25 protein-coding genes, 1 tRNA gene, 2 pseudogenes and 1 riboswitch are annotated in these 25,733 nt (G+C 50.7%); of the genes and pseudogenes, 13 read left to right on the top strand and 15 right to left on the bottom strand.

The features are described 5' to 3' along the window. The first annotated feature begins 17 nt into the window (after positions 1-17). Positions 18-1,310, top strand: a complete 1,293-nt coding sequence (locus tag ACNAU7_RS04930) for a M23 family metallopeptidase (RefSeq protein ID WP_416301171.1) — start codon at positions 18-20, stop codon at positions 1,308-1,310. A gap of 209 nt (positions 1,311-1,519) precedes the next feature. Here ACNAU7_RS04930 and ACNAU7_RS04925 read toward each other — a convergent pair whose 3' ends face one another. The 5 genes and pseudogenes from ACNAU7_RS04925 to queF form a co-directional block, all read right to left on the bottom strand. Further along, entirely contained in the window at positions 1,520-2,950 is a 1,431-nt protein-coding gene (locus ACNAU7_RS04925) for an N-6 DNA methylase (protein WP_416301169.1), read from the bottom strand. 9 nt (positions 2,951-2,959) lie between these two features. Next, positions 2,960-3,619, bottom strand: a complete 660-nt coding sequence (locus ACNAU7_RS04920; RefSeq protein ID WP_416301167.1) for a hypothetical protein — start codon at positions 3,617-3,619, stop codon at positions 2,960-2,962. Between the two features lie 33 nt (positions 3,620-3,652). Further along, a pseudogene (locus ACNAU7_RS04915) lies at positions 3,653-4,649 on the bottom strand (IS1595 family transposase). A 302-nt stretch (positions 4,650-4,951) separates the two neighbouring features. Continuing rightward, entirely contained in the window at positions 4,952-5,638 is a 687-nt protein-coding gene (locus ACNAU7_RS04910; protein WP_416301165.1) for a 7-cyano-7-deazaguanine/7-aminomethyl-7-deazaguanine transporter, read from the bottom strand. Positions 5,639-5,712: 74 nt separating this feature from the next. Further along, on the bottom strand, positions 5,713-6,186 hold the full coding sequence (gene queF, locus ACNAU7_RS04905) for a preQ(1) synthase (RefSeq protein WP_416301163.1): 474 nt from the start codon (positions 6,184-6,186) through the stop codon (positions 5,713-5,715). Positions 6,187-6,189: 3 nt separating this feature from the next. Then, positions 6,190-6,234: riboswitch (PreQ1 riboswitch) on the bottom strand. 240 nt (positions 6,235-6,474) lie between these two features. Here queF and farA point away from each other — a divergent pair. From farA to rpmG, 4 genes are all read left to right on the top strand, one after another. Next, positions 6,475-7,629, top strand: a complete 1,155-nt coding sequence (gene farA / locus ACNAU7_RS04900) for a fatty acid resistance MFS efflux transporter adaptor subunit FarA (protein WP_416301161.1) — start codon at positions 6,475-6,477, stop codon at positions 7,627-7,629. Positions 7,630-7,652: 23 nt separating this feature from the next. After that, a complete protein-coding gene (gene farB, locus ACNAU7_RS04895) occupies positions 7,653-9,179 on the top strand; it encodes a fatty acid resistance MFS efflux transporter permease subunit FarB (RefSeq protein ID WP_416301378.1) in 1,527 nt (508 codons plus the stop codon). A gap of 249 nt (positions 9,180-9,428) precedes the next feature. After that, complete coding sequence (gene rpmB / locus ACNAU7_RS04890) at positions 9,429-9,662, top strand: 50S ribosomal protein L28 (protein WP_002216391.1); 234 nt, start codon at positions 9,429-9,431, stop codon at positions 9,660-9,662. A 31-nt stretch (positions 9,663-9,693) separates the two neighbouring features. After that, entirely contained in the window at positions 9,694-9,849 is a 156-nt protein-coding gene (gene rpmG, locus ACNAU7_RS04885) for a 50S ribosomal protein L33 (protein WP_002212306.1), read from the top strand. A 212-nt stretch (positions 9,850-10,061) separates the two neighbouring features. Here rpmG and ubiM read toward each other — a convergent pair whose 3' ends face one another. The 4 genes and pseudogenes from ubiM to rplU form a co-directional block, all read right to left on the bottom strand. Further along, positions 10,062-11,246 carry a 5-demethoxyubiquinol-8 5-hydroxylase UbiM gene (gene ubiM / locus ACNAU7_RS04880; RefSeq protein WP_416301152.1) on the bottom strand — a complete coding sequence of 395 codons (1,185 nt, stop codon included), beginning with the start codon at positions 11,244-11,246 and terminating at the stop codon, positions 10,062-10,064. Between the two features lie 163 nt (positions 11,247-11,409). Continuing rightward, a pseudogene (locus ACNAU7_RS04875) lies at positions 11,410-11,541 on the bottom strand (IS5/IS1182 family transposase); the annotation flags it as partial. A 44-nt stretch (positions 11,542-11,585) separates the two neighbouring features. Further along, entirely contained in the window at positions 11,586-11,858 is a 273-nt protein-coding gene (gene rpmA / locus ACNAU7_RS04870) for a 50S ribosomal protein L27 (protein WP_002212328.1), read from the bottom strand. Between the two features lie 24 nt (positions 11,859-11,882). Next, a complete protein-coding gene (gene rplU, locus ACNAU7_RS04865) occupies positions 11,883-12,191 on the bottom strand; it encodes a 50S ribosomal protein L21 (RefSeq protein WP_002216394.1) in 309 nt (102 codons plus the stop codon). A gap of 185 nt (positions 12,192-12,376) precedes the next feature. Between rplU and ispB the strand changes: the two genes are divergently transcribed. The 4 genes from ispB (at position 12,377) to pilB (ending at position 15,884) form a co-directional block, all read left to right on the top strand. Beyond that, positions 12,377-13,351, top strand: a complete 975-nt coding sequence (gene ispB, locus ACNAU7_RS04860; protein ID WP_002221965.1) for an octaprenyl diphosphate synthase — start codon at positions 12,377-12,379, stop codon at positions 13,349-13,351. 4 nt (positions 13,352-13,355) lie between these two features. Next, complete coding sequence (locus tag ACNAU7_RS04855) at positions 13,356-13,802, top strand: DUF441 domain-containing protein (RefSeq protein WP_124186267.1); 447 nt, start codon at positions 13,356-13,358, stop codon at positions 13,800-13,802. Positions 13,803-13,822: 20 nt separating this feature from the next. After that, positions 13,823-13,894 (top strand) — tRNA-Arg (locus ACNAU7_RS04850). Between the two features lie 313 nt (positions 13,895-14,207). Continuing rightward, the gene (gene pilB, locus ACNAU7_RS04845) at positions 14,208-15,884 is read left to right on the top strand and encodes a type IV-A pilus assembly ATPase PilB (RefSeq protein WP_416301142.1); all 1,677 of its coding nucleotides are present in this window, start codon (positions 14,208-14,210) and stop codon (positions 15,882-15,884) included. A gap of 93 nt (positions 15,885-15,977) precedes the next feature. Here pilB and yacG read toward each other — a convergent pair whose 3' ends face one another. The 5 genes from yacG to ACNAU7_RS04820 all read right to left on the bottom strand — a co-directional run bounded on the left by yacG (position 15,978) and on the right by ACNAU7_RS04820 (position 20,541). Continuing rightward, on the bottom strand, positions 15,978-16,187 hold the full coding sequence (gene yacG / locus ACNAU7_RS04840) for a DNA gyrase inhibitor YacG (RefSeq protein ID WP_025457134.1): 210 nt from the start codon (positions 16,185-16,187) through the stop codon (positions 15,978-15,980). Beyond that, positions 16,180-16,812, bottom strand: a complete 633-nt coding sequence (gene coaE / locus ACNAU7_RS04835) for a dephospho-CoA kinase (RefSeq protein ID WP_416301140.1) — start codon at positions 16,810-16,812, stop codon at positions 16,180-16,182. Before coaE ends, yacG begins: the two co-directional genes overlap by 8 nt. A gap of 1 nt (position 16,813) precedes the next feature. Then, positions 16,814-17,674, bottom strand: a complete 861-nt coding sequence (locus ACNAU7_RS04830) for a prepilin peptidase (RefSeq protein ID WP_416301138.1) — start codon at positions 17,672-17,674, stop codon at positions 16,814-16,816. A 73-nt stretch (positions 17,675-17,747) separates the two neighbouring features. Next, complete coding sequence (gene pilG / locus ACNAU7_RS04825) at positions 17,748-18,980, bottom strand: type 4 pilus assembly protein PilG (RefSeq protein WP_003710974.1); 1,233 nt, start codon at positions 18,978-18,980, stop codon at positions 17,748-17,750. A 241-nt stretch (positions 18,981-19,221) separates the two neighbouring features. Continuing rightward, positions 19,222-20,541 (bottom strand): MFS transporter, encoded by a 1,320-nt coding sequence (locus ACNAU7_RS04820; RefSeq protein WP_196428370.1) that lies wholly within the window; start codon positions 20,539-20,541, stop codon positions 19,222-19,224. 317 nt (positions 20,542-20,858) lie between these two features. Between ACNAU7_RS04820 and pgi the strand changes: the two genes are divergently transcribed. The 4 genes from pgi (at position 20,859) to fabI (ending at position 24,473) form a co-directional block, all read left to right on the top strand. Next, positions 20,859-22,502 carry a glucose-6-phosphate isomerase gene (pgi, locus tag ACNAU7_RS04815; protein WP_416301135.1) on the top strand — a complete coding sequence of 548 codons (1,644 nt, stop codon included), beginning with the start codon at positions 20,859-20,861 and terminating at the stop codon, positions 22,500-22,502. Continuing rightward, the gene (locus ACNAU7_RS04810; RefSeq protein WP_078835829.1) at positions 22,472-22,702 is read left to right on the top strand and encodes a hypothetical protein; all 231 of its coding nucleotides are present in this window, start codon (positions 22,472-22,474) and stop codon (positions 22,700-22,702) included. Before pgi ends, ACNAU7_RS04810 begins: the two co-directional genes overlap by 31 nt. A gap of 9 nt (positions 22,703-22,711) precedes the next feature. After that, entirely contained in the window at positions 22,712-23,533 is an 822-nt protein-coding gene (gene dapD / locus ACNAU7_RS04805; protein WP_416301133.1) for a 2,3,4,5-tetrahydropyridine-2,6-dicarboxylate N-succinyltransferase, read from the top strand. 154 nt (positions 23,534-23,687) lie between these two features. Then, positions 23,688-24,473, top strand: coding sequence for an enoyl-ACP reductase FabI (gene fabI, locus ACNAU7_RS04800; protein WP_002223367.1), 786 nt, complete (start codon positions 23,688-23,690; stop codon positions 24,471-24,473). A 243-nt stretch (positions 24,474-24,716) separates the two neighbouring features. Here fabI and ilvE read toward each other — a convergent pair whose 3' ends face one another. Further along, entirely contained in the window at positions 24,717-25,715 is a 999-nt protein-coding gene (gene ilvE, locus ACNAU7_RS04795; protein ID WP_196979304.1) for a branched-chain-amino-acid transaminase, read from the bottom strand. Positions 25,716-25,733: the final 18 nt, after the last annotated feature.

Genomic DNA, 25,733 nt, shown 5'->3' with positions numbered 1-25,733 from the left:
CGTCAAAAAGGAACAATATGGCTGTCTTCCCACTTTCGGCAAAACATCGGAAATACGCGCTGCGCGCGCTTGCTGTTTCGATTATTCTGGCTTCGGCGGCATACATTGCTTCGACAGAGAGGACGGAGCGCGTCAGACCGCAGCGCGTGGAACAAAAACTGCCGCCGCTGTCTTGGGGCGGCAGCGGTGTTCAGACGGCATATTGGGTGCAGGAGGCGGTGCAGCCGGGCGACTCGCTGGCGGACGTGCTGGCGCGTTCGGGTATGGCGCGGGACGAGATTGCCCGAATCACGGAAAAATATGGCGGCGAAGCCGATTTGCGGCATTTGCGCGCCGACCAGTCGGTTCATGTTTTGGTCGGCAGCGACGGCAGTGCGCGCGAAGTGCAGTTTTTTACCGACGAAGACGGCGAGCGCAATTTGGTCGCTTTGGAAAAGAAAGGCGGCGAATGGCGGCGGACGGCTTCTGAGGCAGATATGAAGGTTTTGCCGACGCTGCGTTCGGTCGTGGTCAAAACGTCGGCGCGCGGTTCGCTGGCGCGGGCGGAAGTGCCCGTCGAAATCCGCGAATCCTTAAGCGGGATTTTCGCCGGCCGCTTCAGCCTTGACGGTTTGAAGGAAGGCGATGCCGTGCGCCTGCTTTACGACAGCCTGTATTTCCATGGGCAGCAGGTGGCGGCGGGCGATATTCTGGCGGCGGAAGTCGTCAAGGGCGGCACAAGGCATCAGGCGTTCTATTACCGTTCGGACAAGGAAGGCGGAGGGGGCGGCAATTATTACGATGAAGACGGCAGGGTGTTGCAGGAAAAAGGCGGCTTCAACATCGAGCCGCTGGTCTATACGCGCATTTCTTCGCCGTTCGGCTACCGTATGCACCCCATCCTGCACACTTGGCGGCTGCACACGGGCATCGATTATGCCGCACCGCAGGGAACACCGGTCAGGGCTTCCGCCGACGGCGTGATTACCTTTAAAGGCCGGAAGGGCGGCTACGGCAACGCGGTGATGATACGCCACGCCAACGGTGTGGAAACGCTGTATGCGCACTTGAGCGCGTTTTCGCAGGCACAAGGCAATGTGCGCGGCGGCGAGGTCATCGGTTTTGTCGGTTCGACAGGGCGTTCGACCGGGCCGCACCTGCATTACGAGGCGCGCATCAACGGGCAGCCCGTCAATCCTGTTTCGGTCGCATTGCCGACACCCGAATTGACGCAGGCGGACAAGGCGGCGTTTGCCGCGCAGAAACAGAAGGCGGACGCGCTGCTTGCGCGCTTGCGCGGCATATCGGTTACTGTGTCGCAATCGGATTGAAGTTTGAACCGGCGACGAAAACAATGCCGTCTGAAAATCTGCAAACAGGTTTTCAGACGGCATTTATAGTGGATTAAAATAAAAGGCTGTGTCTTAATTTTGTGTTGATATTTTAGTTAGCCCTGCTTTAAAATAACACTGGATTTTAGAAAATCATCGGTCAGTAGAAATGTTGCAAGATGGTATAATTTTTATTTTTCAAGTTTTAGTCAATGATGATTTTCACTATCTTCCCACTTTAAAAGGTTTAAAATACTTGCTTTAATTGGTCTCTTATCTCCCCAGAAAATTAAAGAATTAAGTATTTTCTGAACACTGTCGGATGTAAGGTAAGAATATGCATTCTCGGCTTCTTCTTTTGAATTAAATGATATAAAATAAACCGTGTCATCAAATTGGACTGGTTTTCTTTCTATTGGCTCAACAAGTCTAAACGATAAATTTTTATAAAGACTACATATCGCAATTTTCCACATTTTGAAAGAGTAATCACCTACTCCAAAAATTGAAAATCGTGGATTCTTTTTGTAAATGCTACTCCCACGAGCATCAAGTTTTTCAGAGTGAGATAAAAGATAATTCCATGTTTTTGGATACTTTTCTCTTATATAAGATGTATCCATTCCAATTGCTTTTTGCGTAACAATGGCAAATTTGTTTCGCCATTCATTACCAGATCCAATATCAGAACCTTTCATCAATGGATATAAAATATCTGGCTCAATATCAACATATTCTCCAAGTCCATTAATGTAGCCCCTTTCATCTCGCGTTAGCTCCATAACAGATGAGAGGTCATGCTTAATTCCTGACCTCCATTTAATACTACTAGAACCAAGAAGATTTTTAAGCTGATTGTAATCATCTAAGTTTGATATAGTTAAGCCATCTCTATGACCTATCGTTGTACAATCAGTTGTATTTAAACTATCAAATACGGAACAGTCGTAGCAAGGAGTTGATTTCTGGTCGAACACAAGAACCATTAAACATGCATCAACAGATGCATTAAATAATTCTTTTGCATTTATTTTATAGATTGATGCATTGATAAGGTGAGCATTACTTTTCTTAGCATAGGCAATAATCTTTCTTGCAACTGCTGTTTTAACAAGCATAGCAATAGTTCCGTTTTTATTATGAAACCATGACAAGTTTTCAATGAGCATCCATTCAGAAATATCAAAATTAGCCTTACCTGTTATGGCATCAACCCCCTTAAAACCCAAGAAATTATTCTTCTCTGGTAAATTATTGCTTCTTAAACTTCCTTGTGTTGAGTTAGTAACCCAAGGCAGGTTCCCAATAACCAATAACTTATCATTTATCTTGGAGAGATTCTCTTTCCAGTTCGTAGAAAAAAAATCAGACTGTTTGATGTGAATGTTAGTATTGCCTATGGATGACAATTTATTATCAAGAATTTCCACATAATCCTTGTTTATCTCGTAACCAAATATTTCAGCATCGGGAAAGATTTTTCTTGAAGCAATGACAAAAGCACCTACACCACATGTTGGCTCAATAATTGAGTCGGCATTGATGCCAATATTTTTAAGTTTTTCACAAACTTGTATTGCAAAGTAATCAGGTGTTTGAAAATCACCAAATTCCTTTTTATTGCGAATTTTATTGTTCATAAAAATACCTTAAGAAAATTTGAAGATAGAGTGAATACCTTGAACTTGACCAGCCATTTCAATAACTCTTGTATATTGAAGTCTCCATTGAAGAGCATTTGATATAGTTAAAAATCCTTGATTTGGAGGTGTGATAAGGATTTCATTTGCTATATTATTTAGTTCAATTTCTTCAACTGGAAGATTTCGCTCAATCATAAAACCAATGAGGTCATCGCGGTTTCCATTTTTTCGAAGAATTTCCAAAATCCCTGTTGTGGTCTGGAAATCTGCTGTTCTGCTTGCTTCAACGAATATTGTGTCAGTAATATTTAATCTACCAGTTCGTGAAATTGAGTCATCATATTTCTCATATACAAATACAATTAAATTATAGCCAAGACCAAAAATTTTCTGTCTCGCTGATTTGTATGGGCATGAGGATTGTGGTTGCCGTTTACTTGTTACTTTCATATCAGTGTTCAAACTTGGAAAATCTATACCATTCGCAGAGTTTCCCAATTGGAATGAATAATTTTGAGCCAAATAATTTTTAAATTTATGCTCTAAATATGTACCGACTGCCTTGCCGTCAGTAACTCCAAATAGAGCAGGCTCTGCATGATTGCTTTCAACTTGTGAGAATGTATGTGCTTCTTTTACAAATGTTTGAATGTCTAAATTTAACATTTCAGTTATACCTTAATCTTGAATTGAGTTAATTTACACAGGAATAGCAGGACGTTTAGTTACGTCTGCTGACCTAATTGTACACATAGTGTTACGGATAAAATCCATCAGGATTACCTCTTTGTTTGCCAACGTATCTTTGGCAAAATTAACAAAGTTATGATACACCAAGTAATTGTTCAAATACTTGGTTGCAACCCCTTTAAACCGATGAACAATCATGTTTTTCAGTATGCTGTGGTAACTGTTGATTGTTTGAATGTTAAACGTACAAACTGCACGTTTACCGCGTGGAATGCGGATATGGCTTAAATTCATATCCAGCGATAATTTTTGATATGGTCTTAATGAATCGGTAACAAATACAGAATCTTTGGCAACTTTGCCATTTAGAACTTTTTGCAAATCTTTTAGAGATGGCTTACCTAGATTGCTAATTCTAGCAACAGATTTACCGTCCAAATTGATACAACAAGGAACACAAACTTGTTCTTTGGAAATGCCACGCTTCGTTGCTCTCGTTCCTCGTTTGTGAGCAGGACGTGGCAGATTAAAATTTTTGTGGTGTCCTTTGTAAGAAATAGTTGAATAAGTTTCGTCAGCTTGCACAATGCCATCTAACTCAACTTCATTCATCATGTTTTGAAGTGCGTCTAAAATTTTGTGTCGCCACGCAAAAGCAGTAGCGAGATTGATTTCGCAAATTTCAGCACATTTACGCAATGGGTATTTTTCAATCATGCAATGAATGTATTTTTCCCAAACTTCAATGTCTTTTTGCGTGTTGTAGAGAATAGTGCCTGTTTGCTCAACAAAAGATTTTTTGCAATCACGACACAAATAGCGTTGGTTATCGCATTTCGTACCATTTCTTACAAAATGCGTAGATTGACAATGTGGGCAATTCGTAATTTTTCTTGGTTCAATGACTTTTTTGATTAACAGAAGTCAAAAAAGCCTGTTTATCCGTATCGGATAAGTTTTCAAAAAGTTGTTTTAAAATGTCTAATTCTTTTGTTACGCCAGACATGATAAAATTCCTTGTAGTTCAATTGGCTGCAAGGAATTTTAGCAAAATTTAGTGTAAAAATCAACACATTGTTAAAACACAGCCAAATAAAACTAAGCCAAGGAAGTACTGCCGTCATTCCCGCGAAAGCGGGAATCTAGAAATACAACGCGGCAGGAGTTTATCGGAAATGACTGAAACCCAACGCACCGGATTCCCGCTTTCGCGGGAATGACGAAGTGGCGGGAATCCGGATTTATCCGTTCCGGCAGTGTTTGCAAATAAAAGAAAACCCAACCGTCCCGATTCCCGGCAGGGCTGTGTTACGGATTTTGCAGCGAGGGCGCGGGGCGGTCTTGCGCCTGTTTGGTTTGCAGGGTTGTCAGTTTTTTCGTCAGCAGATTCAGAATCACGCCGTAGGCGGGCAGGAAAAACAGACCGCAGACGGTAAGTTTGAACAGGTAATCGACAAAAGCGATGCCCTGCCAGTTTGCCGTCATAAATTCATCGCTGCTTGCATAGAAGGCAACGGCGAAAAATACCAACGTATCCAAGGCGTTGCCGATGACGGTTGATGCGGTTGGGGCAATCCACCACGCTTTCAGACGGCGTAATTTGTTGAATACAAAAATATCAAGGATTTGTCCGAGCGCATAGGCGGCAAAGCTGGCTAAGGCGATGCGTCCGACAAAGGTGTTGAATTCGGACAGCGCGCCCAAGCCTGTCCAACTGCCGTTGTGGAACAAAACGGAAAAGATGTAGGAAAGCAAAAGGGCGGGGAACATGACCCAAAAGATAATCCGCCGTGCCAAGTGCGAACCGAAAATGCGGACGGTCAGGTCGGTGGCAAGGAAGATGAAGGGAAAGGAAAATGCGCCCCAAGTGGTGTGGATGCCGAAAATTTGGAAGGGGAACTGCACCAGATAGTTGCTGGCGGCGATGATGAGGATATGAAAAAGCACCAGCCAGAAGAGTGCCTTCTGTTGCTGTGCGTCGGTAAATGCGTACATAAAAATCTTTCGGAAAGGCGTTCAGACGGCATATCGTATCGAAGGAATGCCGTCTGAAATATGGGAAGGATGGTTTATTGTGCGTCGTGCTCAAACAGGCGTTTACGCGCCAATGCTTCAAACTCGGTGCCTGCTTTGCCGTAATTGGCGAAAGGATGAATGGCGATGCCGCCGCGCGGTGTGAACTCGCCGAATACTTCGATGTATTTCGGATCCATCAGGGCAATGAGGTCTTTCATGATGATGTTGACGCAGTCTTCATGAAAATCGCCGTGGTTGCGGAAGCTGAAGAGGTAGAGTTTCAGGGATTTGCTTTCCACCATTTTGATGTGCGGAATGTAGCGGATGACGATGGTGGCGAAGTCGGGCTGCCCGGTCATGGGGCAGAGGCTGGTGAATTCGGGACAGACGAATTTGACGAAATAGTCGTTGTCGGGATGTTTGTTGTCGAATGCTTCGAGAATTTCAGGCGCGTAGCCGATCGGATATCGGGTTTTCTGATTACCCAAAAGCGAGATGCCTTGCAGCTCTTCGTTGTTGCGGGACATAGGGTTTCCTTAGTTTTTTAATGTGGGAGGTTTTCGAACCACGGGGCGGCGATTGTAATATAAGCGGCGGTATCTGTGTAGTTTTCTTCAGACGGCATGGTGCAGGCGGCGGTGTTTGCCGTGTCATATATAAACGAAATATATTTTCAGTTTTGCCGCCTGAAGCGTTGTTTTTTGAATATTGCATCTAAAATACTGACTTGATTGCGTTATTGCGCGGATATAGAATCTGCCTCCTATTGAAAGAACATTGTTTATATGAAATCAGGAAATTCGGAACCCAATCTTATGGATACGCACACGGACGAAACAAAACTTCAAAACACGCAAGCCAAACGCAAACGCCGCCTGACGGCATTGACGCTGCTGTTCGCGCTTGCCGCCGCAGCCGCCGGGTCGGCGTTTTTTTTATGGTGGCAGCACGAAGAGGAAACGGAAGACGCTTATGTTGTCGGACGCGTGGTTCAGATTACGCCGCAAACGGGCGGTATGGTGCGGAAGGTGTTGCATGATGATACGGATGTTGTGAAGAAAGGCGATATGTTGGCCGTATTGGACGACGGCAATTATGTGTTGGCGTATGAACGGGCAAAAAACGAGCTGATTCAGGCGGTGCGGCAAAACCGCCGGCAAAATGCCGCCACTTCGCAGGCGGCGGCGCAGGTTGCCTTGCGCCGGGCGGATTTGGCGCGCGCGCAGGATGATTTGCGCCGCCGGTCTGCTTTGGCGGAATCGGGCGCGGTGTCCGCCGAAGAGCTGGCACACGCCCGTGCGGCAGTGTCTCAGGCGCAGGCGGCGGTCAAAGCGGCTTTGGCGGAAGAGTCTTCGGCACGCGCGGCTTTGGGCGGAGATGTTTCTTTGCGCGAACAGCCGGCGGTTCAGACGGCAATCGGCAGGTTGAAAGATGCGTGGTTGAACCTTCAGCGGACGCAAATCCGCGCGCCGGCGGACGGTCAGGTGGCAAAGCGTTCGGTGCAGGTTGGGCAACAGGTGGCGGCAGGCGCGCCGCTGATGGCGGTGGTGCCGCTGTCGGATGTGTGGGTGGATGCTAATTTTAAAGAGACGCAGTTGCGGCATATGAAAATCGGACAGCCTGCCGAGCTGGTGTCCGATTTGTACGGCAAACAAATTGTTTATCGCGGCAGGGTGGCAGGTTTTTCGGCAGGTACGGGCAGCGCGTTTTCGCTGATTCCGGCGCAAAACGCAACGGGCAACTGGATTAAAGTGGTGCAGCGCGTCCCCGTCCGTATCGTGCTGAACCGCGAAGATGTGGACAGGCATCCGTTGCGTATCGGTTTGTCGATGACGGTTAAAGTGGATACTTCCGCCGCAGGCGCGCCTGTTTCAAAAACGCCGGGTGCGGCATTGCCGGAAATGGAAAGTACCGACTGGTCGGAAGTCGATCGGACGGTCGATGAAATCCTCGGGCAATCCGCGCCCTGATGCCGTCTGAAACGGAGGACACAATGGATTATCCACCGCTTAAGGGTGCGGCATTGGCGTGGGTTACGCTGTCTTTGGGGCTTGCCGTATTTATGGAAGTTTTAGATACGACTATCGCCAATGTCGCCGTTCCCGTCATCGCCGGCAACCTCGGTGCGGCAACCACGCAGGGGACGTGGGTCATTACTTCTTTTGCTGTGGCAAACGCCGTTTCCGTGCCGTTAACGGGATTTTTGGCGAAACGTATCGGCGAGGTCAAATTGTTTACCGCCGCCGCTGTCGGTTTCGTCATCACATCATGGCTGTGCGGCATCGCGCCCAACCTTCAGTCGCTGGTTGTTTTCCGCATTTTGCAGGGCTTTATCGCCGGGCCGCTGATTCCCTTGTCGCAAAGCCTGTTAATGGCATCCTATCCGCCCGCAAAACGGACGCTGGCACTGGCATTGTGGGCAATGACCGTCGTTGTCGCCCCTGTTCTCGGGCCGATACTCGGCGGTTGGATTTCCGGAAACTGGCATTGGGGTTGGATTTTTTTCATTAATATCCCCATCGGTATCATATCGGCATGGATTACATGGAAACATTTGAAATATCGGGAAACGGAAACCGTTAAAATGCCGACCGACTATGTCGGGCTTACATTGATGGTAGTCGGTATCGGCGCGTTACAGATGATGTTGGACAGGGGTAAGGAACTTGACTGGTTCGCCTCTGGAGAAATCATTACCTTGGGCGTAGTCGCACTGGTGTGCTTGTCGTATTTTATTGTTTGGGAATTGGGAGAAAAATACCCGATTGTCGATTTATCGCTGTTTAAAGATCGGAATTTTACCGTCGGCGTCATTGCCACATCATTGGGTTTTATGGTGTATATGGGGACGCTGACCCTGCTGCCGCTAGTGTTGCAGACCAACCTGGGCTATACCTCCACGTGGGCAGGGCTTGCCGCCGCGCCCGTCGGCATCCTCCCAGTTTTCCTATCTCCGTTAATCGGCAGGTTCGGCAACAAGGCCGATATGCGCCTGCTCGTAACCGCCAGCTTCCTGACCTTTGCTTTCACTTTCTATTGGCGTACGGATTTTTATGCCGACATGGATATCGGCAACGTCATCTGGCCGCAGTTTTGGCAGGGGGTAGGCGTTGCCATGTTCTTCCTGCCGCTGACGACCATCACCCTGTCGCATATGAAGGGCGGGCAGATTGCCGCCGCCGGCAGCCTGTCGAATTTCCTGCGCGTGCTGATGGGCGGTGTCGGCGTATCCGTCGTCAGCACCCTGTGGGAACGGCGCGAAGCGTTGCACCACACGCGTTTTGCCGAACACATCACGCCCTATTCCGCAACATTGCACGAAATGGCGGCGCATTTGTCCCAACAAGGTGTTTCTGACATTCAAGCCCTAGGCATCATCAACAACACCATCACGCAACAGGGCTTCATCATCGGATCGAATGAAATCTTTATGGCAGGCAGCCTGCTGTTCATCATCATGATTCCTGTCATATGGCTGGCAAAACCGCCGTTCCACAGCAGTGGCGGTGGTGGACATTGAGAGATTTGAAAACTTGAAATGCCGTCTGAAAATACTGGAAATATGTTCGGACGGCATTTTGAATGCAGCAGTTCCCGAAATCCGCTATAATCGCACCCCATCTGTTTCGTACCTGCAAACGTTCCGCAGATGCAACAATCGGAAGGATTATCCGCGCAAAACAGCCGTTTTTCTTTAAAACACTTGAACTAACACTGTTTTTCGTGGTATAAATCGCGTTTTACTATTTTAGAAGTTTGGAGACTGATTATGGCACGAGTTTGCAAAGTGACCGGCAAACGCCCGATGTCCGGCAACAACGTATCGCACGCCAACAACAAAACCAAACGCCGTTTTTTGCCCAACTTGCAATCACGTCGTTTTTGGGTAGAAAGTGAAAACCGCTGGGTCCGCCTGCGCGTTTCCAACGCTGCATTGCGTACCATCGACAAAGTAGGCATTGATGTCGTATTGGCTGATTTGCGTGCTCGCGGCGAAGCTTAATTTAAACACTATTTAATTAAGGACTACTGCAATGCGCGATAAAATCAAACTGGAATCCAGTGCAGGTACTGGTCACTTCTACACCACTACCAAAAACAAACGCACTATGCCCGGCAAACTGGAAATCAAAAAATTCGATCCGGTTGCTCGCAAACACGTAGTGTACAAAGAAACCAAACTGAAATAATTTCCGTTTGGCAAACAAAGCCTCCGATTGTTCGGAGGCTTTGTTTTCAAGTATTGTAAATTTCTTATTTTCAGTCGGTGTCAGATGATATTGTGTAATCAGTCAACTTATACAGGGTAATGGATTTGTCTGTCGAACTTGAACGGCAATATAGCAGGCAGTCAAATAAAATGCCGTCTGAACATGTTTCAGACGGCATTTTTTATATGATTTTAACCGGTCAGTTGTTTAGTGATCAGTTTCTTCAGCGGCGGGAAATTGTTGCTGGCACGCAATACCAAACCGCGCAGCAGTTTTGCCGGTGCGGTCTCATTGGTAAACAGTTTCAGCATCATATTGGTTCCGTGATAAAGCGGCTGGGCATGCAGCATATGTTTGTTACTGTATTTTTCCAATAAGGAAGATGCGCCGATGTCTTGACCGCGCTGCTCGGCTTCGAGTATCAGTTTTGCCAGAATATCTGCGCTGGAAAGCCCCAAGTTGAAACCGTGTGCGGTAACGGGGTGCATACCGACGGCGGCATCGCCAATCAGCGCGCTGCGTTTGCCGTAGAAACGTTTGGCAATCATGCCGACAAGGGGGTAATGGTGGATGCTGCTGACCAGTTCCATGTCGCCAAGCCTACCCTTGAGTTGTTCTTTTACGCTTGCGGCCAATTCTTCAGGCGAAAGGTTTTGAACGCTGTTGATTTTATCGGTATCGACGGTAATGACGGTATTGGTCAGGTGCTCTTCCAGTGGCAGCAGTGCGATGGTGCGTCCGTAATGGAAGCATTCGTAAGCGGTATGCTGGTTGGAAAGAGTATGTTTCATGCGGCAGACGAACATGGTTCGGCTGTAGTCGTGCATATCTGAAGAAATGCCGAGTTGTCGGCGGGTTTGTGAGAAACGGCTGTCTGCTGCTAAAAGGAGACGCGCGGTCAGAATGTCTCCATTTTCCAAAAAGACTTGCGCTTCATTATCAGATGTTTTGACTTCTTTAACGGCCGTATCGGTCAGAATGGTAATGTTGTCGAGTTGGGATACGACTTCGTAGGCGGCGCGTCGGATATTGTGGTTGGAAATCAAATAACCCAGGCGGTCGGCAGGCTCGCCGCGCGCTTCAGTCGGTTGGGGAAAGTGGAGCTGGTAGTCAGAACGTCCGTTCAGCACTTTGGCATCGCGCAAAGGGTAGATTTCGTTTTCGGGAATTTTGTCCCACATACCCAAACGCTGCATGATTTCGCGGGAAAAATGGGTCAGGGCGATTTCGCGTCCGTCATATGGAGGATTTTGCAGAACAGTCAGTGGGCTGCGTTCGATCAGGGTAACTTTCAAACCGCTGCCGGCAAGTTCGGCTGCAAAACTTAAACCCGCCGGGCCTGCGCCGACGACGAGGATGTCGCTGTGTAAACTCATAAAATATCCTTTGCATAGGCGGATGCCGATGATTTCAGACGGCATTTGTAAGGGTTTGAATGCCGTTTGAACTATCTGTAACAGATAGGCGATTATATCAAAACCCACTGTTGAAGAAATATGCAGGGGAGGGTGTATGCGGATTTTTACTTTCAGCTTAATGTGTATCAAATCGGGTGTGGGGTATGTATAGTGGATTAAATTTAAACCAGTACGGCGTTGCCTCGCCTTGCCGTACTATTTGTACTGTCTGCGGCTTCGTCGCCTTGTCCTGATTTAAATTTAATCCACTATAAAAAGCCGCATCGTGAAAAGATGCGGCTTCAGGTATCGGTTGGATTATTCTTCAGAACCGGTGTAAGGACGGATGCTGACAGTTTTACGGTTCAGCGCGCCTTTGGTTTTGAATTCGACATAACCGTCAACTTTGGCGAACAAAGTGTGGTCTTTGCCCATGCCTACGTTGTCGCCTGCGTGGAATTTGGTACCGCGTTGGCGTACGATGATGGAACCTGCGGGAATCAGCTCGTTGCCGTAGGCTTTAACGCCCAAGCGTTTGGCTTCTGAATCGCGACCGTTGCGGGTGCTGCCGCCTGCTTTTTTACTTGCCATTTGTAATGCTCCTAAGTTTTAAGGTTAGGCGATTGCCACGATTTCGATTTGGGTGAAATTTTGGCGGTGGCCTTGGCGTTTTTGGTAGTGTTTGCGGCGGCGCATTTTGAAGATGCGGACTTTTTCGCCACGACCGTGTGCCACTACTTTAGCCGTTACTTTTGCACCTTCGATAAAAGGTGCGCCAACTTTTACAGATTCGCCGTCAGCAATCATCAAAACTTCGGTCAGTTCGATTTGGCTGTCGAGTTCGGCTGGTATCTGTTCTACTTTCAATTTTTCGCCGACGGAAACTTTATACTGTTTGCCGCCGGTTTTTACGACCGCGTACATACTCAACTCCATAAGGGTTATGGTTAATATCCGCACACCATTGTGCGAAACTCGGCATTGTATTGTTATTTGCCTGTTTTGTCAAAGTTTGCGCGGTTCGGATAATCATATGCCGTCTGAAAAGATGTACCCTGATGGCTTTGCTGATATAATTGCCCGCTATTTGAATCAGCTTTCAATCTGCCATGCTCGAGAATCTGCCCTATTTCCAGCGACATCTGCCTGAAGACCTTGCCAAAGTCAATGAAGTCATCAACCGTGCGGTGCAATCCGATGTCGCACTGATTTCGCAAATCGGTACATATATCATCAGCGCGGGCGGCAAACGCCTGCGTCCGATTATGACGATTTTGGCGGGTAAGGCGGTCGGTTATGATGACGAGAAACTGTATTCGCTGGCGGCGATGGTCGAGTTTATCCACACTTCCACCCTCCTGCACGACGATGTCGTCGATGAAAGCGATTTGCGCCGTGGGCGGGCAACGGCAAACAATCTGTTCGGCAATGCGGCGGCTGTGTTGGTTGGCGACTTTTTATACACGCGCGCCTTTCAACTGATGGTTGCCTCGGGCAGTATGCGCGTTTTGGAAGTGATGGCGGATGCAACCAACATTATTGCCGAGGGCGAAGTCATGCAGCTGATGAACATCGGCAATACGGACATTACCGAAGAACAATATATCCAAGTCATCCAATATAAAACGGCAAAATTGTTTGAAGCTGCCGCTCAAGTCGGCGCAATTTTGGGCAAGGCTTCCCCCGAACACGAACAGGCGTTGAAAGACTACGGTATGTACGTCGGCACGGCATTCCAAATTATTGACGATGTGCTGGACTATTCTGGCGAAACCGAAGAAACCGGCAAAAACGTCGGCGACGATTTGGCGGAAGGAAAACCGACTTTGCCTTTGATTTATCTGATGCGTCAGGGTTCCGAACAGGTTGCGAACGATGTGCGTACTGCTTTGGAAAATGCAGATCGCAGCTATTTTGAGAAAATCCACGATTATGTCGTCCGTTCGGATGCGTTGGCATATTCGATAGGCGAGGCGCGCAAAGCAGTCGATTGTGCCGTTACCGCGTTGGATGCCCTGCCCGACAGCGAAGTGAAGGATGCCATGATTCAGCTGGCGAAGGAATCTTTGGTCAGGGTGTCTTGAGGCGATGAATTTCAGTTTTGTTCCCCTGTTTCTGGTTACGCTGATTCTGTTGGGGGTGGTCAGCAACAACAATTCGATTACCATCTCGGCAACCATATTGCTGCTGATGCAGCAGACGGCATTGGTACAGTTTGTCCCGTTGGTCGAGAAGCACGGGTTGAATCTCGGTATCATTCTTTTGACCATAGGGGTTTTGAGTCCGTTGGTTTCAGGAAAGGCGCAGGTTCCTCCCGTTGCCGAATTTTTGAATTTTAAAATGATATCCGCCGTTTTTATCGGTATTTTCGTGGCTTGGCTGGCGGGACGCGGCGTGCCTTTGATGGGACAGCAGCCTGTTTTAATTACAGGGCTGTTAATCGGGACGGTTATCGGGGTGGCATTTATGGGCGGTATCCCTGTCGGGCCGCTGATTGCGGCCGGCATCTTGTCTTTTGTTGCCGGAAAGGTTTAAAATCTCCCTTTTCATTTCGGCTCGCCATAGTTCAACGGATAGAACGTATGCCTCCTAAGCGTAAAATACAGGTTCGATTCCTGTTGGCGAGGTTTGACGATTTGCATTTGTCTGTTTCTCGTGTTGCGGGAAGTTTCCGATATAAGGCCTTTCAGTGTTGGAAGGCTTTTTTGCCATCTGAAAACTTTTTCTTCCTGCTTGAAAAACCGACCTTTAGGACGGTAGAATCATGAAATGATTTTCAGGTTCCGTAAAAGATGTTCCGGCTTGGAAATCTGTTGTTTTATGATATAGTGGATTAAATTTAAATCAGGACAAGGCGAGGCAACGCCGTACTGGTTTAAATTTAATCCACTATAAAAGCTGTACAGGTATAACAATGAATAAATTTGGGGATAAGGTCGTATGAGCGTAGGTTTGCTGAGGATTCTGGTTCAAAACCAGGTGGTTACTGTTGAGCAGGCCGAGCATTACTACAAGGAGTCGCAGGCGGGTAAGGAAGTGTTGCCGATGCTGTTTTCAGACGGTGTCATTTCGCCCAAGTCGCTTGCGGCATTGATTGCAAGGGTGTTCAGTTATTCGGTTTTCGATTTGCGCTACTATCCGCGCCATAGGGTGTTAATGGGTATATTGACGGAGGAGCAGATGGTGGAGTTCCACTGTGTGCCGGTTTTCCGTCGGGGCAACAAAGTATTTTTTGCGGTTTCGGATCCGACACAGATGCCGCAAATTCAGAAAACCGTTTCTGCCACAGGGATTGAGGTTGAGTTGGTCATTGTCGAGGATGACCAGTTGGCGGGTTTGCTCGATTGGGTGGGTTCGCGTTCGACATCGCTGCTTCAGGAGCTTGGGGAGGGGCAGGAGGAAGAGGAAAGCCACACCCTGTATATCGACAATGAGGAGGCTGAGGACGGCCCTGTTCCGAGGTTTATCCATAAAACTTTGTCTGATGCCTTGCGCAGCGGGGCATCAGACATCCATTTTGAGTTTTACGAACACAATGCCCGTATCCGTTTCCGTGTGGACGGGCAGCTCCGCGAGGTGGTTCAGCCGCCCATTGCGGTAAGGGGGCAGCTTGCTTCCCGGATTAAGGTAATGTCGCGTTTGGACATTTCCGAAAAACGGATACCGCAGGACGGCAGGATGCAGCTGACCTTTCAAAAGGGCGGCAAGCCTGTCGATTTCCGTGTCAGCACATTGCCGACGCTGTTTGGCGAAAAGGTTGTGATGCGGATTTTGAATTCCGATGCCGCGTCTTTGAACATCGACCAGCTCGGTTTTGAGCCGTTTCAGAAAAAATTGTTGTTGGAGGCGATTCACCGTCCTTACGGGATGGTGCTGGTAACCGGTCCGACGGGTTCGGGTAAGACGGTGTCGCTCTATACCTGTTTGAATATTTTGAATACGGAGTCGGTAAATATTGCAACGGCGGAAGACCCTGCCGAGATTAACCTGCCGGGCATCAATCAGGTTAACGTCAATGATAAGCAGGGTCTGACTTTTGCCGCTGCTTTGAAGTCTTTCCTGCGTCAGGACCCGGACATCATTATGGTCGGTGAGATTCGTGATTTGGAAACTGCCGATATTGCGATTAAGGCGGCACAAACAGGGCATATGGTGTTTTCCACCCTGCACACCAATAATGCGCCGGCGACGTTGTCGCGTATGCTGAATATGGGTGTCGCGCCGTTTAATATTGCCAGTTCGGTCAGCCTGATTATGGCGCAGCGTCTTTTACGCAGGCTGTGTTCGAGCTGCAAACAGGAAGTGGAACGTCCGTCTGCCTCTGCTTTGAAGGAAGTCGGCTTCACCGATGAGGACCTTGCAAAAGATTGGAAACTTTACCGCGCCGTCGGTTGCGACCGTTGCCGGGGGCAGGGTTATAAGGGGCGTGCGGGCGTGTATGAGGTTATGCCCATCAGCGAAGAAATGCAGCGTGTGATTATGAACAACGGTACGGAAGTGGATATTTTGGACGTTGCCTATAAGGAGGGTATGGTGGATTTGCGCCGGGCCGGCATTTTGAAAGTTATGCAGGGCATTACCTCGTTGGAAGAGGTAACGGCAAATACCAACGATTAGGTTTGAGAATGAAAATGCCGTCTGAAGCGTATTTGTTTCAGACGGCATTTATTTTGAGCAGTAGAGGGGGTTAGTCAGGCGGATTTTTTAAAATCAGCGGTATATACACTCAAATTCGGATATTTTCAATAAACCTTCTTCTTGGGCTGTAACCGTATATTCCTCATCTGCCCATCCGCCCAAGTCGATCAGTTTGCAGCGTTGCGAACAGAAGGGGCGGAATGTGTTTTCCGGTTCCCATACTACTGCCGTTTGACAGGTCGGACATTTGACTTGAAGGCGTGTTTGCCGCGACTCAGCCATTGTGTTTTCCTTGTGTTGGTTTTAAGGCGAAAATCCCTGAATAAAACGTGTGCAGGCGCATTGTTTTATCACGCAGGCTTTTGAGGCTGCCGTCATTGAGCAGCACATCGTCTGCAAGCAGCAGGCGTTCGGATTCGGATGCCTGATGGCTGATGACGGCATCCACCTCGCCGCGCGTCAGCCCGCTGCGGGCCATCACCCTGCCGATACGTTTTTCCAAAGGTGCGCTTATGGTCAGGACACGCCGTATCAGGCTGACAAATTGACGCTTTTCCGTCAGCAGCGGAATTTCGACAATGCCGTAAGCCGCATCGGTAAAGGTTTCTTGCTGTTTTTTGATTTCTAAGAAAATCAGCGGCAACATCACGGATTCGAGCAAGGCTTTTCGCGATGGGGAGGCAAAGATTTCTTTACGCAATATGTCGCGCCGCAACAAACCCTGTGTGTCGAAAACGGTATCGCCGAACAGCCGCCTGATTTCCGGCAGGGCGATGCCGTCTGAAGCCGTCAGCGAGTGCGCCGCCGCGTCCGCATCGATGCGCGGCACGCCCAAATCGGCAAAACATTGCGCGGCTGCCGATTTGCCGCTGCCGATTCCGCCGGTCAGTCCGACCCATACCGTCATCTTACAGCACCGGATGGGTCAGCCACCAGTTGACCGCCCGCCATACGGAATCGTTTGCCGTAAAAATTATCCAGCCCGAAACTGTCAGTGCGGGGCCGAAGGCAAAATGCTGCCCCTTGGCGACGCGCATAACGATTGCCGCGACCAAACCGATCAGCGAGGAAACAAAAATTAGCACGGGCAATGCGGATATGCCGAGCCACGCGCCCAATGCGGCAATCAGTTTGAAATCTCCGTTGCCCATACCGGTTTTTCCTGTGAGCAGTTTATACACTGCACATAAGAGCCATAATGAACCATAGCCGGCAACCGCACCTAAAACGGCAGACTGCAAAGGCACGAAGCCGCCGTTCAAATTAAATATCAGCCCCAGCCAAATCAAAGGTAATGTCATCGAGTCGGGCAGGTATTGGGTGTCCGCATCGATAAAGGTCAGGGAAATCAGAAACGCGGTCAGTACCAATCCGCCCAGCGTAATCCAAGACCAGCCGTATTGCCAGGCAACCAGCCCGAACAATACGCCGGTCAGCAGTTCGATTAAGGGATAACGTATGCTGATTTTGGTTTGGCAGGAGGCGCATTTGCCGCGCAGGAGAAGGTAGCTGACAATCGGAATATTCTGCCACGCGCGTATCGGCACGCGACATTTCGGGCAGCAAGAATCCGGTTTCATCAGGTTGAAGGTGCGGCTTTCCTCATCGGTCAGAGGCAGGTTTAAATGTTCTTTGGCAAATACCGTCCAACCGCGCTCCATCATCACGGGTGCGCGGTAAATGACGACATTCAGGAAACTGCCGACCAGCAGTCCCAACACCGCTGCCAAAGGCACGGCAAACGGCGACAATACAGACAAATCAGACATATTTTGTTCTCAATGTATTCAAAACAAAAACAAACCGGCGCAGAGCGAATCCGCGCCGGATCTGTGCGGCAAGTCAGCCGACCACGTTACCCAAATTAAACAGCGGCAGATACATGGCGACCAGAAGCGTGCCGATGACCAAGCCTAAAATCACGATAATGATCGGCTCCATCATAGCGGACAGCCGACCGACCGCATTGTCCACCTCGTCTTCATAAAATTCGGCGGCTTTGTTGAGCATATCGTCCAAAGAACCCGATTCCTCGCCGATGGAGGACATCTGCACCATCATATTGGGGAACAGTTCCGTCGCACGCATCCCCGAAGTCATAGACAGGCCTTGGATGACGCGCGTACGGATTTCCCGGGTGGCTTCTTCATAGATTAAATTGCCTGCCGCGCCGGCAGTGGAGTCCAATACATCGACCAAAGGCACGCCTGCCGCAATCAGTGTCGCCGTCGTCCTGCCCCAGCGGGCAATCGTCCCTTTGCGGACGATGTCTCCGAAAATCGGCATACGCAGCAGCAGGGCATCCATACGCCGTTGGATTTTAATCGAACGCGCCTTCAATTTGAGGAAGCCGTATATGGCAAAGCCCAGTGCGATCAGCACCATCCAGCCGTATGAGACGAAAAAGTCGGACATATCCATCACTGTTTGGGTCAGTGCGGGAAGCTCCGCGCCCATATTGGCGTAAACTTCTTTAAAGGCGGGCAGTACGAAAATCATCATCACGAATACCAAACCGATGGCGACGGCGATAACGGATACCGGATAGGTCAGCGCGGTTTTTACCTTTTTGCGGATGGCCTGGGTTTTTTCCTTGTAAACTGCCAATTTGTCCAACAGGCTTTCCAACACGCCGCCCGTTTCGCCCGCCGCAACCAGGTTGCAGTAGAAGCGGTCGAAATATTTCGGGTGGTTTGAGAATGCGCGGCTCAATGTGCTGCCCTGTTCCACATTGCTGCGGATTTCCATCAGCATTTCCGTCATAGACGGGTTGCCGTGTCCGCGCGCCACGATTTCAAATGCCTGCATCAGCGGCAGACCCGCCTTGATCATAGTGGACAGCTGGCGGGTGAAGACGGTGATGTCTTCTTGTGTGATTTTGCGCTTGGAGCTTGTTTTCACACGGGTAACCTGCAGCGGGCGGATGCCGCGTTTTGCCAGTTTTTTGCGCGCCTCTTCTTCGGTAAACGCGGATACTTCGCCGTTGACCAGTTTGTCGGAGGCGGAATGCCTGCCTTCAAAGATAAAGCGTTTTTCTTTCTTTGCGAACAAAGAAAATCCCCCATTTTTAGCCATATTCTAGCCCCGTAAAGTAATTGGAATAAAATGTAAGAAATATCGTTAAAAAACAGTATCGGCGTGTTCCCGGTAAGATGGAAACCGCCGACATCCCGCCTGCGGGCGGCAAACGGGACGGAATCGGATGCGATTATACCTTATTAGGCGGCTGTCCGGCATTTATTCGCCTGTAATTAATCTGACCGGCTGCCGTTTGCAGGGCGGCTGCCTTCAGATGGCACGGCAGGGGCGGGATTCGTCAGGATTCGGACGGTTTGCCTTTGGTTTTGATGCCCAGCGTCAGGACGGCGGCGACGGCGAGGAAAATGCCGGCAAAGGTCATGGCGTTGGTGGGGTTTGCGCCGAGGAAGGTGTTGTAAACCCAACCGAAGGTTACGGTTTCGATCAGCATGGGGATGACGATCATCATGTTGACGATGCCCATGTACACGCCGTAACGTGCTTTGGGGATGGAGTTGACGACAATCATGAACGGCACGCCCATCATGCTTGCCCAACCTACGCCGAAACCGATCATGGGTGCGAACATGAGGTATTTGTCGGAAATATGGGGAATTGCCAACAGTGCGGCGGCAGCAAGGGAAACGGCGAAGGCGTGGACGTATTTGGCGGCGTATTTGCGTGCGAGCCACATCAGTCCAAACGCGGAAACGAAGGTTACGATGTTGTAGAAACCGTTGACCAGACCCGTCCAGGCGACTGCCTGTTCGTAGGCGGCTTTGTCGGCAGCGGTCGAGTGCCAGACGGATTGGACGATGCTGTGGGAGATGTATTGCCAGTAGATGAAGAGGGCGTACCACTGGAAGAGGTACACAAGGGCGAGCTGCCACAGGGTTTTGGGCATTTCTTTGATGGCGGCGAAGATATCTTTGACTGCCCCCAAGGGATTGCCCGTTTTGGCTTTCAACTCGGCGGCTTCTTTGCCTGTGGGCATTTTTTCCTGTGTGGAGAGGATGGTAATGAGCACCGAGCCGATGGAACAGGCCGCACCGATGTAGAAGGAACCGAATACCCAGTAGGGGATGCCTGCTTCGGAGGTCTGTTTGAGCCAGCCGATTTGTTGGAAGATGTAGAGGGAGACGTTTGCCAGCGTGATGCCCAATCCGGTAAATACGGACTGCATCAGAAAGCCGGTAGGCTGCTGTTTCTCGGGAACGGTGTCGGCAACGAAGGCGCGGAAGGGTTCCATGGCGGTGTTGTTGCTGATGTCGAGCAGCCAGAGCAGCATGACGGCGACCCACAGGGCGGTAACGTGCGGATAGATGAAGAGGCAGAGGCTGCACCCGATTGCGCCGATGAGGAAATACGGACGGCGGCGACCCAGGCCGGGTATCCAGGTGCGGTCGGACATTGCGCCGATGATGGGCTGCACGAGCAGTCCAGTAATCGGGCCCGCCATATTGAGGACGGGCAGTTGTGCGGGGTCGGCCTGAAGAAAGCTGAAGATGGGGTTGATGGCGGTCTGCTGCAAACCGAAGCTGTATTGGATGCCGAAAAAACCGAAGTTCATCAGCATGATTTGGCGAAGCGTCATTGCCGTTTGTGGGGAAACCTTCATATCGACCTGCTCCTGAGGAAAATGGGAAGAAACAACAATTTGCGAAGCGGTGTGCCGCTTTCTTTTGCCAACCGTGCCGTCGTGCGGCATCTTGTAGGTATCTTACAGACGATAACCCCCGTCTTTCATTCGATTACAAAGAATAGCACAAGTTTTTTGCATCCTGCACTTTCATCGGTATCCTGCTTGATAAAAATCAATTCTGCTGCCGTCTGAAAGCGGGGCGCAGTGTTTCCGTGATTCGCCAAAGCCGCTGCCGTTTGTTAAACTACATTCTGCTACATTTTAATCCGGTTCTGAAAAATCAAGGAAAACAGATGAATGCTTTTACCCGTGCATGGCATGCGCTCGAACGCCATTATCAGGATACGCGACATATTCTTTTGCGCGACCGCTTTGCCTGCGAACCGGACCGCTTTGAGCGTATGCACGAACGTTTGGACGGCATGTTGTTCGATTACAGCAAGAACCGGCTTGGGGAAGATACGCTTCAACTGCTCTGTAACCTTGCAGATGCGGCAGGGCTCGGACGGAAAATGCATGATTTGCGGACGGGTGCGAAGGTCAACAACAGCGAGGGGCGTGCCGCGCTGCATACGGCTTTGCGCCTGCCCGACGGTGCGGATGCCGTTTATGTGGACGGCAGGGACGTGTTGCCCGAAATCCGCCGCGAGTTAAATCGTGCGTTGAAGTTTGCACACAGTTTGGACGACGGTTCGTATCAGGGGATAACTGGGAAACGGATTACGGATTTTGTCCACATCGGCATAGGCGGATCCGACCTCGGGCCGGCAATGTGCGTTCAGGCACTCGAGCCGTTCAGACGGCATATCGCCGTCCATTTTGCCGCCAACGCCGACCCTGCCTGCCTGGATGCGGTTTTATGCCGTCTGAACCCTGAAACGGCGGTGTTTTGCGTTGCCAGCAAGTCCTTTAAAACACCGGAAACCCTGCTCAATGCACAGGCGGTCAAGGCGTGGTATCGCGGTGCGGGGTTCTCGGAATCCGAAACGGCGCGCCATTTTTGCGCGGTGTCTGCCGATACGGAAGCGGCGCAAAGTTTCGGCATTGCGGCGGAACGTGTGTTTGCGATGTACGACTGGGTGGGCGGACGCTATTCCGTCTGGTCGCCTGTCGGGCTTCCTGTGATGGTCGCCGTCGGCGGGGCGTGTTTCCGCGAGTTGTTGGCGGGGGCGCACGCGATGGACAGCCATTTTTTCCACACGCCGCCGCGCCGCAACATTCCCGTGCTGATGGCACTGATTGCCGTGTGGTATAACAATTTCCAGCACGCGGACGGGCAGACCTCCGTTCCGTACAGCCACAACCTGCGCCTGCTGCCGGCGTGGCTGAACCAGCTCGATATGGAGAGTTTGGGCAAAAGCCGCGCTTCAGACGGCAGTCTCGCCGCGTGCAAAACGGGCGGCATCGTGTTCGGCGGTGAAGGGGTCAACTGCCAGCACGCCTATTTCCAACTGCTCCACCAAGGCACGCGCCTGATTCCCTGCGACTTTATTGTCCCGATGACGGCGCAGGGCGTGGAGGACGGACGCAGCCGTTTTACTGTTGCCAACGCCTTTGCACAGGCTGAAGCCTTGATGAAGGGCAAAACCTTGGACGAAGCACGCGCCGAACTGGCAGATTTGCCCGAAGCGGAACGCGAACGCCTCGCGCCGCACAAAGAGTTCCCCGGCAACCGCCCCAGCAACAGCATCCTGCTCGACCGCCTCACGCCCTACAATCTGGGTATGCTGATGGCGGCTTACGAACACAAAACTTTTGTACAAGGCGTAATCTGGAACATCAACCCCTTCGATCAGTGGGGGGTTGAGTACGGCAAACAGTTGGCGAAAACCATCATCGGCGAACTGGAAGGCGGCACGTCCGTACACGATGCCTCGACCGAAGGGCTGATGGCGTTTTACCGCGAATGCCGTCTGAAAGGCGGCGGCGCGGCATAAAGGTACTGCCGCCGTTCTGTATTGATTCGGGTGCGGAAAAGGCAATGCCTGCCGCCCGCCCGATTCCGAAACGCCAATGTTCGGCAACCGCCCGCGTATTGCTGACGAATATGCGTTTGCGTGGCACAATAGCGCATTCATTTCAAATGAACATACTGCCTGAAAATACCGGCAAGCGTCCCACGAAACATCTCACATAAGGAAACATTATGTCTTTGCAAAACATTATCGAAACCGCCTTTGAAAACCGCGCGGACATCACCCCGACCACCGTTGCCACCGAAGTCAAAGAGGCCGTGTTGGAAACCATCCGCCAGCTCGATTCCGGCAAATTGCGCGTCGCCGAACGCTTGGGCGTGGGCGAGTGGAAAGTCAACGAATGGGCGAAAAAAGCCGTGTTGCTGTCCTTCCGCATCCAAGACAACGAAGTTCTCAACGACGGCGTGAACAAATACTTCGACAAAGTGCCGACCAAGTTTGCCGACTGGTCTGAAGACGAGTTCAAAAACGCAGGCTTCCGCGCCGTACCCGGTGCCGTTGCCCGACGCGGCAGCTTTGTGGCGAAAAATGTCGTGCTGATGCCGTCTTACGTCAACATCGGCGCATACGTTGACGAAGGTGCGATGGTCGATACTTGGGCAACCGTCGGCTCTTGCGCGCAAATCGGCAAAAACGTCCACTTGAGTGGCGGCGTCGGTATCGGCGGCGTACTCGAACCCCTGCAGGCCGCCCCCACCATCATTGAAGACAACTGCTTCATCGGTGCGCGTTCTGAAATCGTTGAGGGCGTGATTGTCGAAGAAGGCAGCGTGATTTCGATGGGCGTGTTCATCGGTCAATCCACCAAAATCTTCGACCGCACCACCGGCGAAATCTACCAAGGCCGCGTACCGGCAGGTTCGGTCGTCGTGTCCGGCAGTATGCCTTCCAAAGACGGCAGCCACAGCCTTTACTGCGCCGTCATCGTCAAACGTGTGGACGCGCAAACACGCGCCAAAACCAGTGTGAACGAATTGTTGCGCGGCATCTGATGCCTTAAACCGTATTTGAAACGTCCGATGCCGTCTGAAATCCGCTTCAGACGGCATTGCCGTCTGCACGCTGCAACGTGAAAACACAGAAACAGGGACAATTTGCTATAATCAACGGTTTAGAACGAACCGAACACTATTTGAAGGATACAAAATGGGTTTTCTGCAAGGCAAAAAAATTCTGATTACCGGCATGATTTCCGAGCGTTCCATCGCTTACGGCATCGCCAAAGCCTGCCGCGAACAGGGCGCGGAACTGGCGTTTACCTACGTTGTGGACAAACTGGAAGAGCGCGTCCGCAAAATGGCGGCGGAATTGGATTCCGAACTCGTATTCCGCTGCGATGTCGCCAGCGACGACGAAATCAACCAAGTGTTCGCCGATTTGGGCAAACATTGGGACGGCTTGGACGGTTTGGTGCATTCCATCGGCTTCGCGCCGAAAGAAGCCTTGAGCGGCGATTTCCTCGACAGCATCAGCCGCGAAGCGTTCAACACCGCACACGAAATTTCCGCATACAGCCTGCCCGCATTGGCAAAAGCCGCCCGTCCGATGATGCGCGGCAGAAATTCCGCCATCGTCGCCCTGAGCTACTTGGGCGCGGTACGCGCGATTCCGAACTACAACGTGATGGGTATGGCAAAAGCCAGCCTTGAGGCAGGCATCCGCTTTACCGCCGCCTGCTTGGGCAAAGAAGGCATCCGCTGCAACGGCATTTCCGCCGGCCCGATCAAAACGCTTGCCGCCTCCGGCATCGCCGATTTCGGCAAACTCTTGGGACACGTCGCCGCCCACAATCCGCTGCGCCGCAACGTTACCATCGAAGAAGTCGGCAATACCGCCGCCTTCCTGCTGTCCGACCTGTCGTCCGGCATTACCGGCGAAATCACTTACGTTGACGGCGGTTACAGCATCAATGCCTTGAGCACCGAGGGATAATCCGCCGTTTTCAAATCCGTGCGCCGTCCGTGCCGCATATCGGTTTCGGGCGGCGTTTTGCCGTCTGAAGCGTATTTCTAGGGAAATGCCCGACTTACGGCAGGCGGGATGGGAAATGCGGACGCTTGTTTTAACCGATTGCCTTTGTGCCGACTTGCTGCAGGTGCAGCGAAAACGGTTCGGATGCGAAAATGCCGTCTGAAACGCCAAACGGGTTTCAGACGGCATTTTTTATTTAAAGCATCAGCACACTTCAACCAGCCAGCCGTATTTGTCTTCCGCCAAACCATACTGGATGTCGGTAATCGCCTTACGGATGGCATAGCCGCGTTCTTGGCTTTTCACTTCGATTTCTTTGCCGCCGATGACGAAGGAAGTAACGGGCGAGATGACGGCTGCCGTACCGGTCAGAATCGCCTCCGCACCGTTTTCCACCGCAGCTTTGAGTTCGTCAACCGTGAAATTGCGTTCGCTGACGGTATAGCCCAAATCTTTGGCAACCGTCAGTACGGAATCGCGGGTTACGCCGTGCAAAAATTCGTCGGTCAGCGGTTTGGTAATGATTTCATCGCCGTTAATCAGGATAAAGTTGGACGCGCCGGTTTCTTGTACGTCGCCGTTCGGGCAGAACAGAACCTGATTTGCGCCGTATTCGGCTTTCGCCTTCAGCACCCAGTGCATGGCGGAAGCGTAGTTGCCGCCGCATTTGACGCGTCCCATATGCGGGGCGCAGCGGATGTGTTCGGTTTCCACCAAAATTTTGACGGGCGATCCGACTTTGAAATAGTCGCCGACGGGAGAAGCCAAAATATACAGCAGAGCGGTTTCGGAAGGAGAGCCGGCCTTGCCGATAACGGGATCGGTACCGATTAAGGTCGGGCGCAGGTACAGCGCGGCAGGCGCATCGGGAATTTCATCGGCAGCGCGTTTAACCAATTCAACCAAAGCATCTAGATAAGCTTGGGTTTCGGGGCGCGGCAGGTGCAAAATGTCCGCACTTTGCTGCATGCGCGCGATATTGGCAGTCGGACGGAACAGCACGATTTTGCCGTCTGCCTGACGGAAGGCCTTCAAACCTTCAAAGCATTCGCTGCCGTAGTGCAGGGCGTGCGCGCCCGGTGCGAGGGAGAGGTCTTGGGAAGATTGCCATTCGGTCGGCTGCCATTTGCCTTCGCGGTAGGCGAGGACGGGCATTTGACTGTGAAAAACGCTGCCGAATACGGCGGGTACGGGTCTGCTCATGATGTAAAGCCTTTCTTG

The sequence above is a fragment of the Neisseria sp. LACPHL-SPEC-2024-00856 genome (genome assembly GCF_047915665.1).
In the GTDB taxonomy this organism is placed as follows: domain Bacteria; phylum Pseudomonadota; class Gammaproteobacteria; order Burkholderiales; family Neisseriaceae; genus Neisseria; species Neisseria polysaccharea.
Note: the sequence above shows the minus strand (reverse complement) of the source record. Positions and strands in the feature narration are given on the sequence as shown.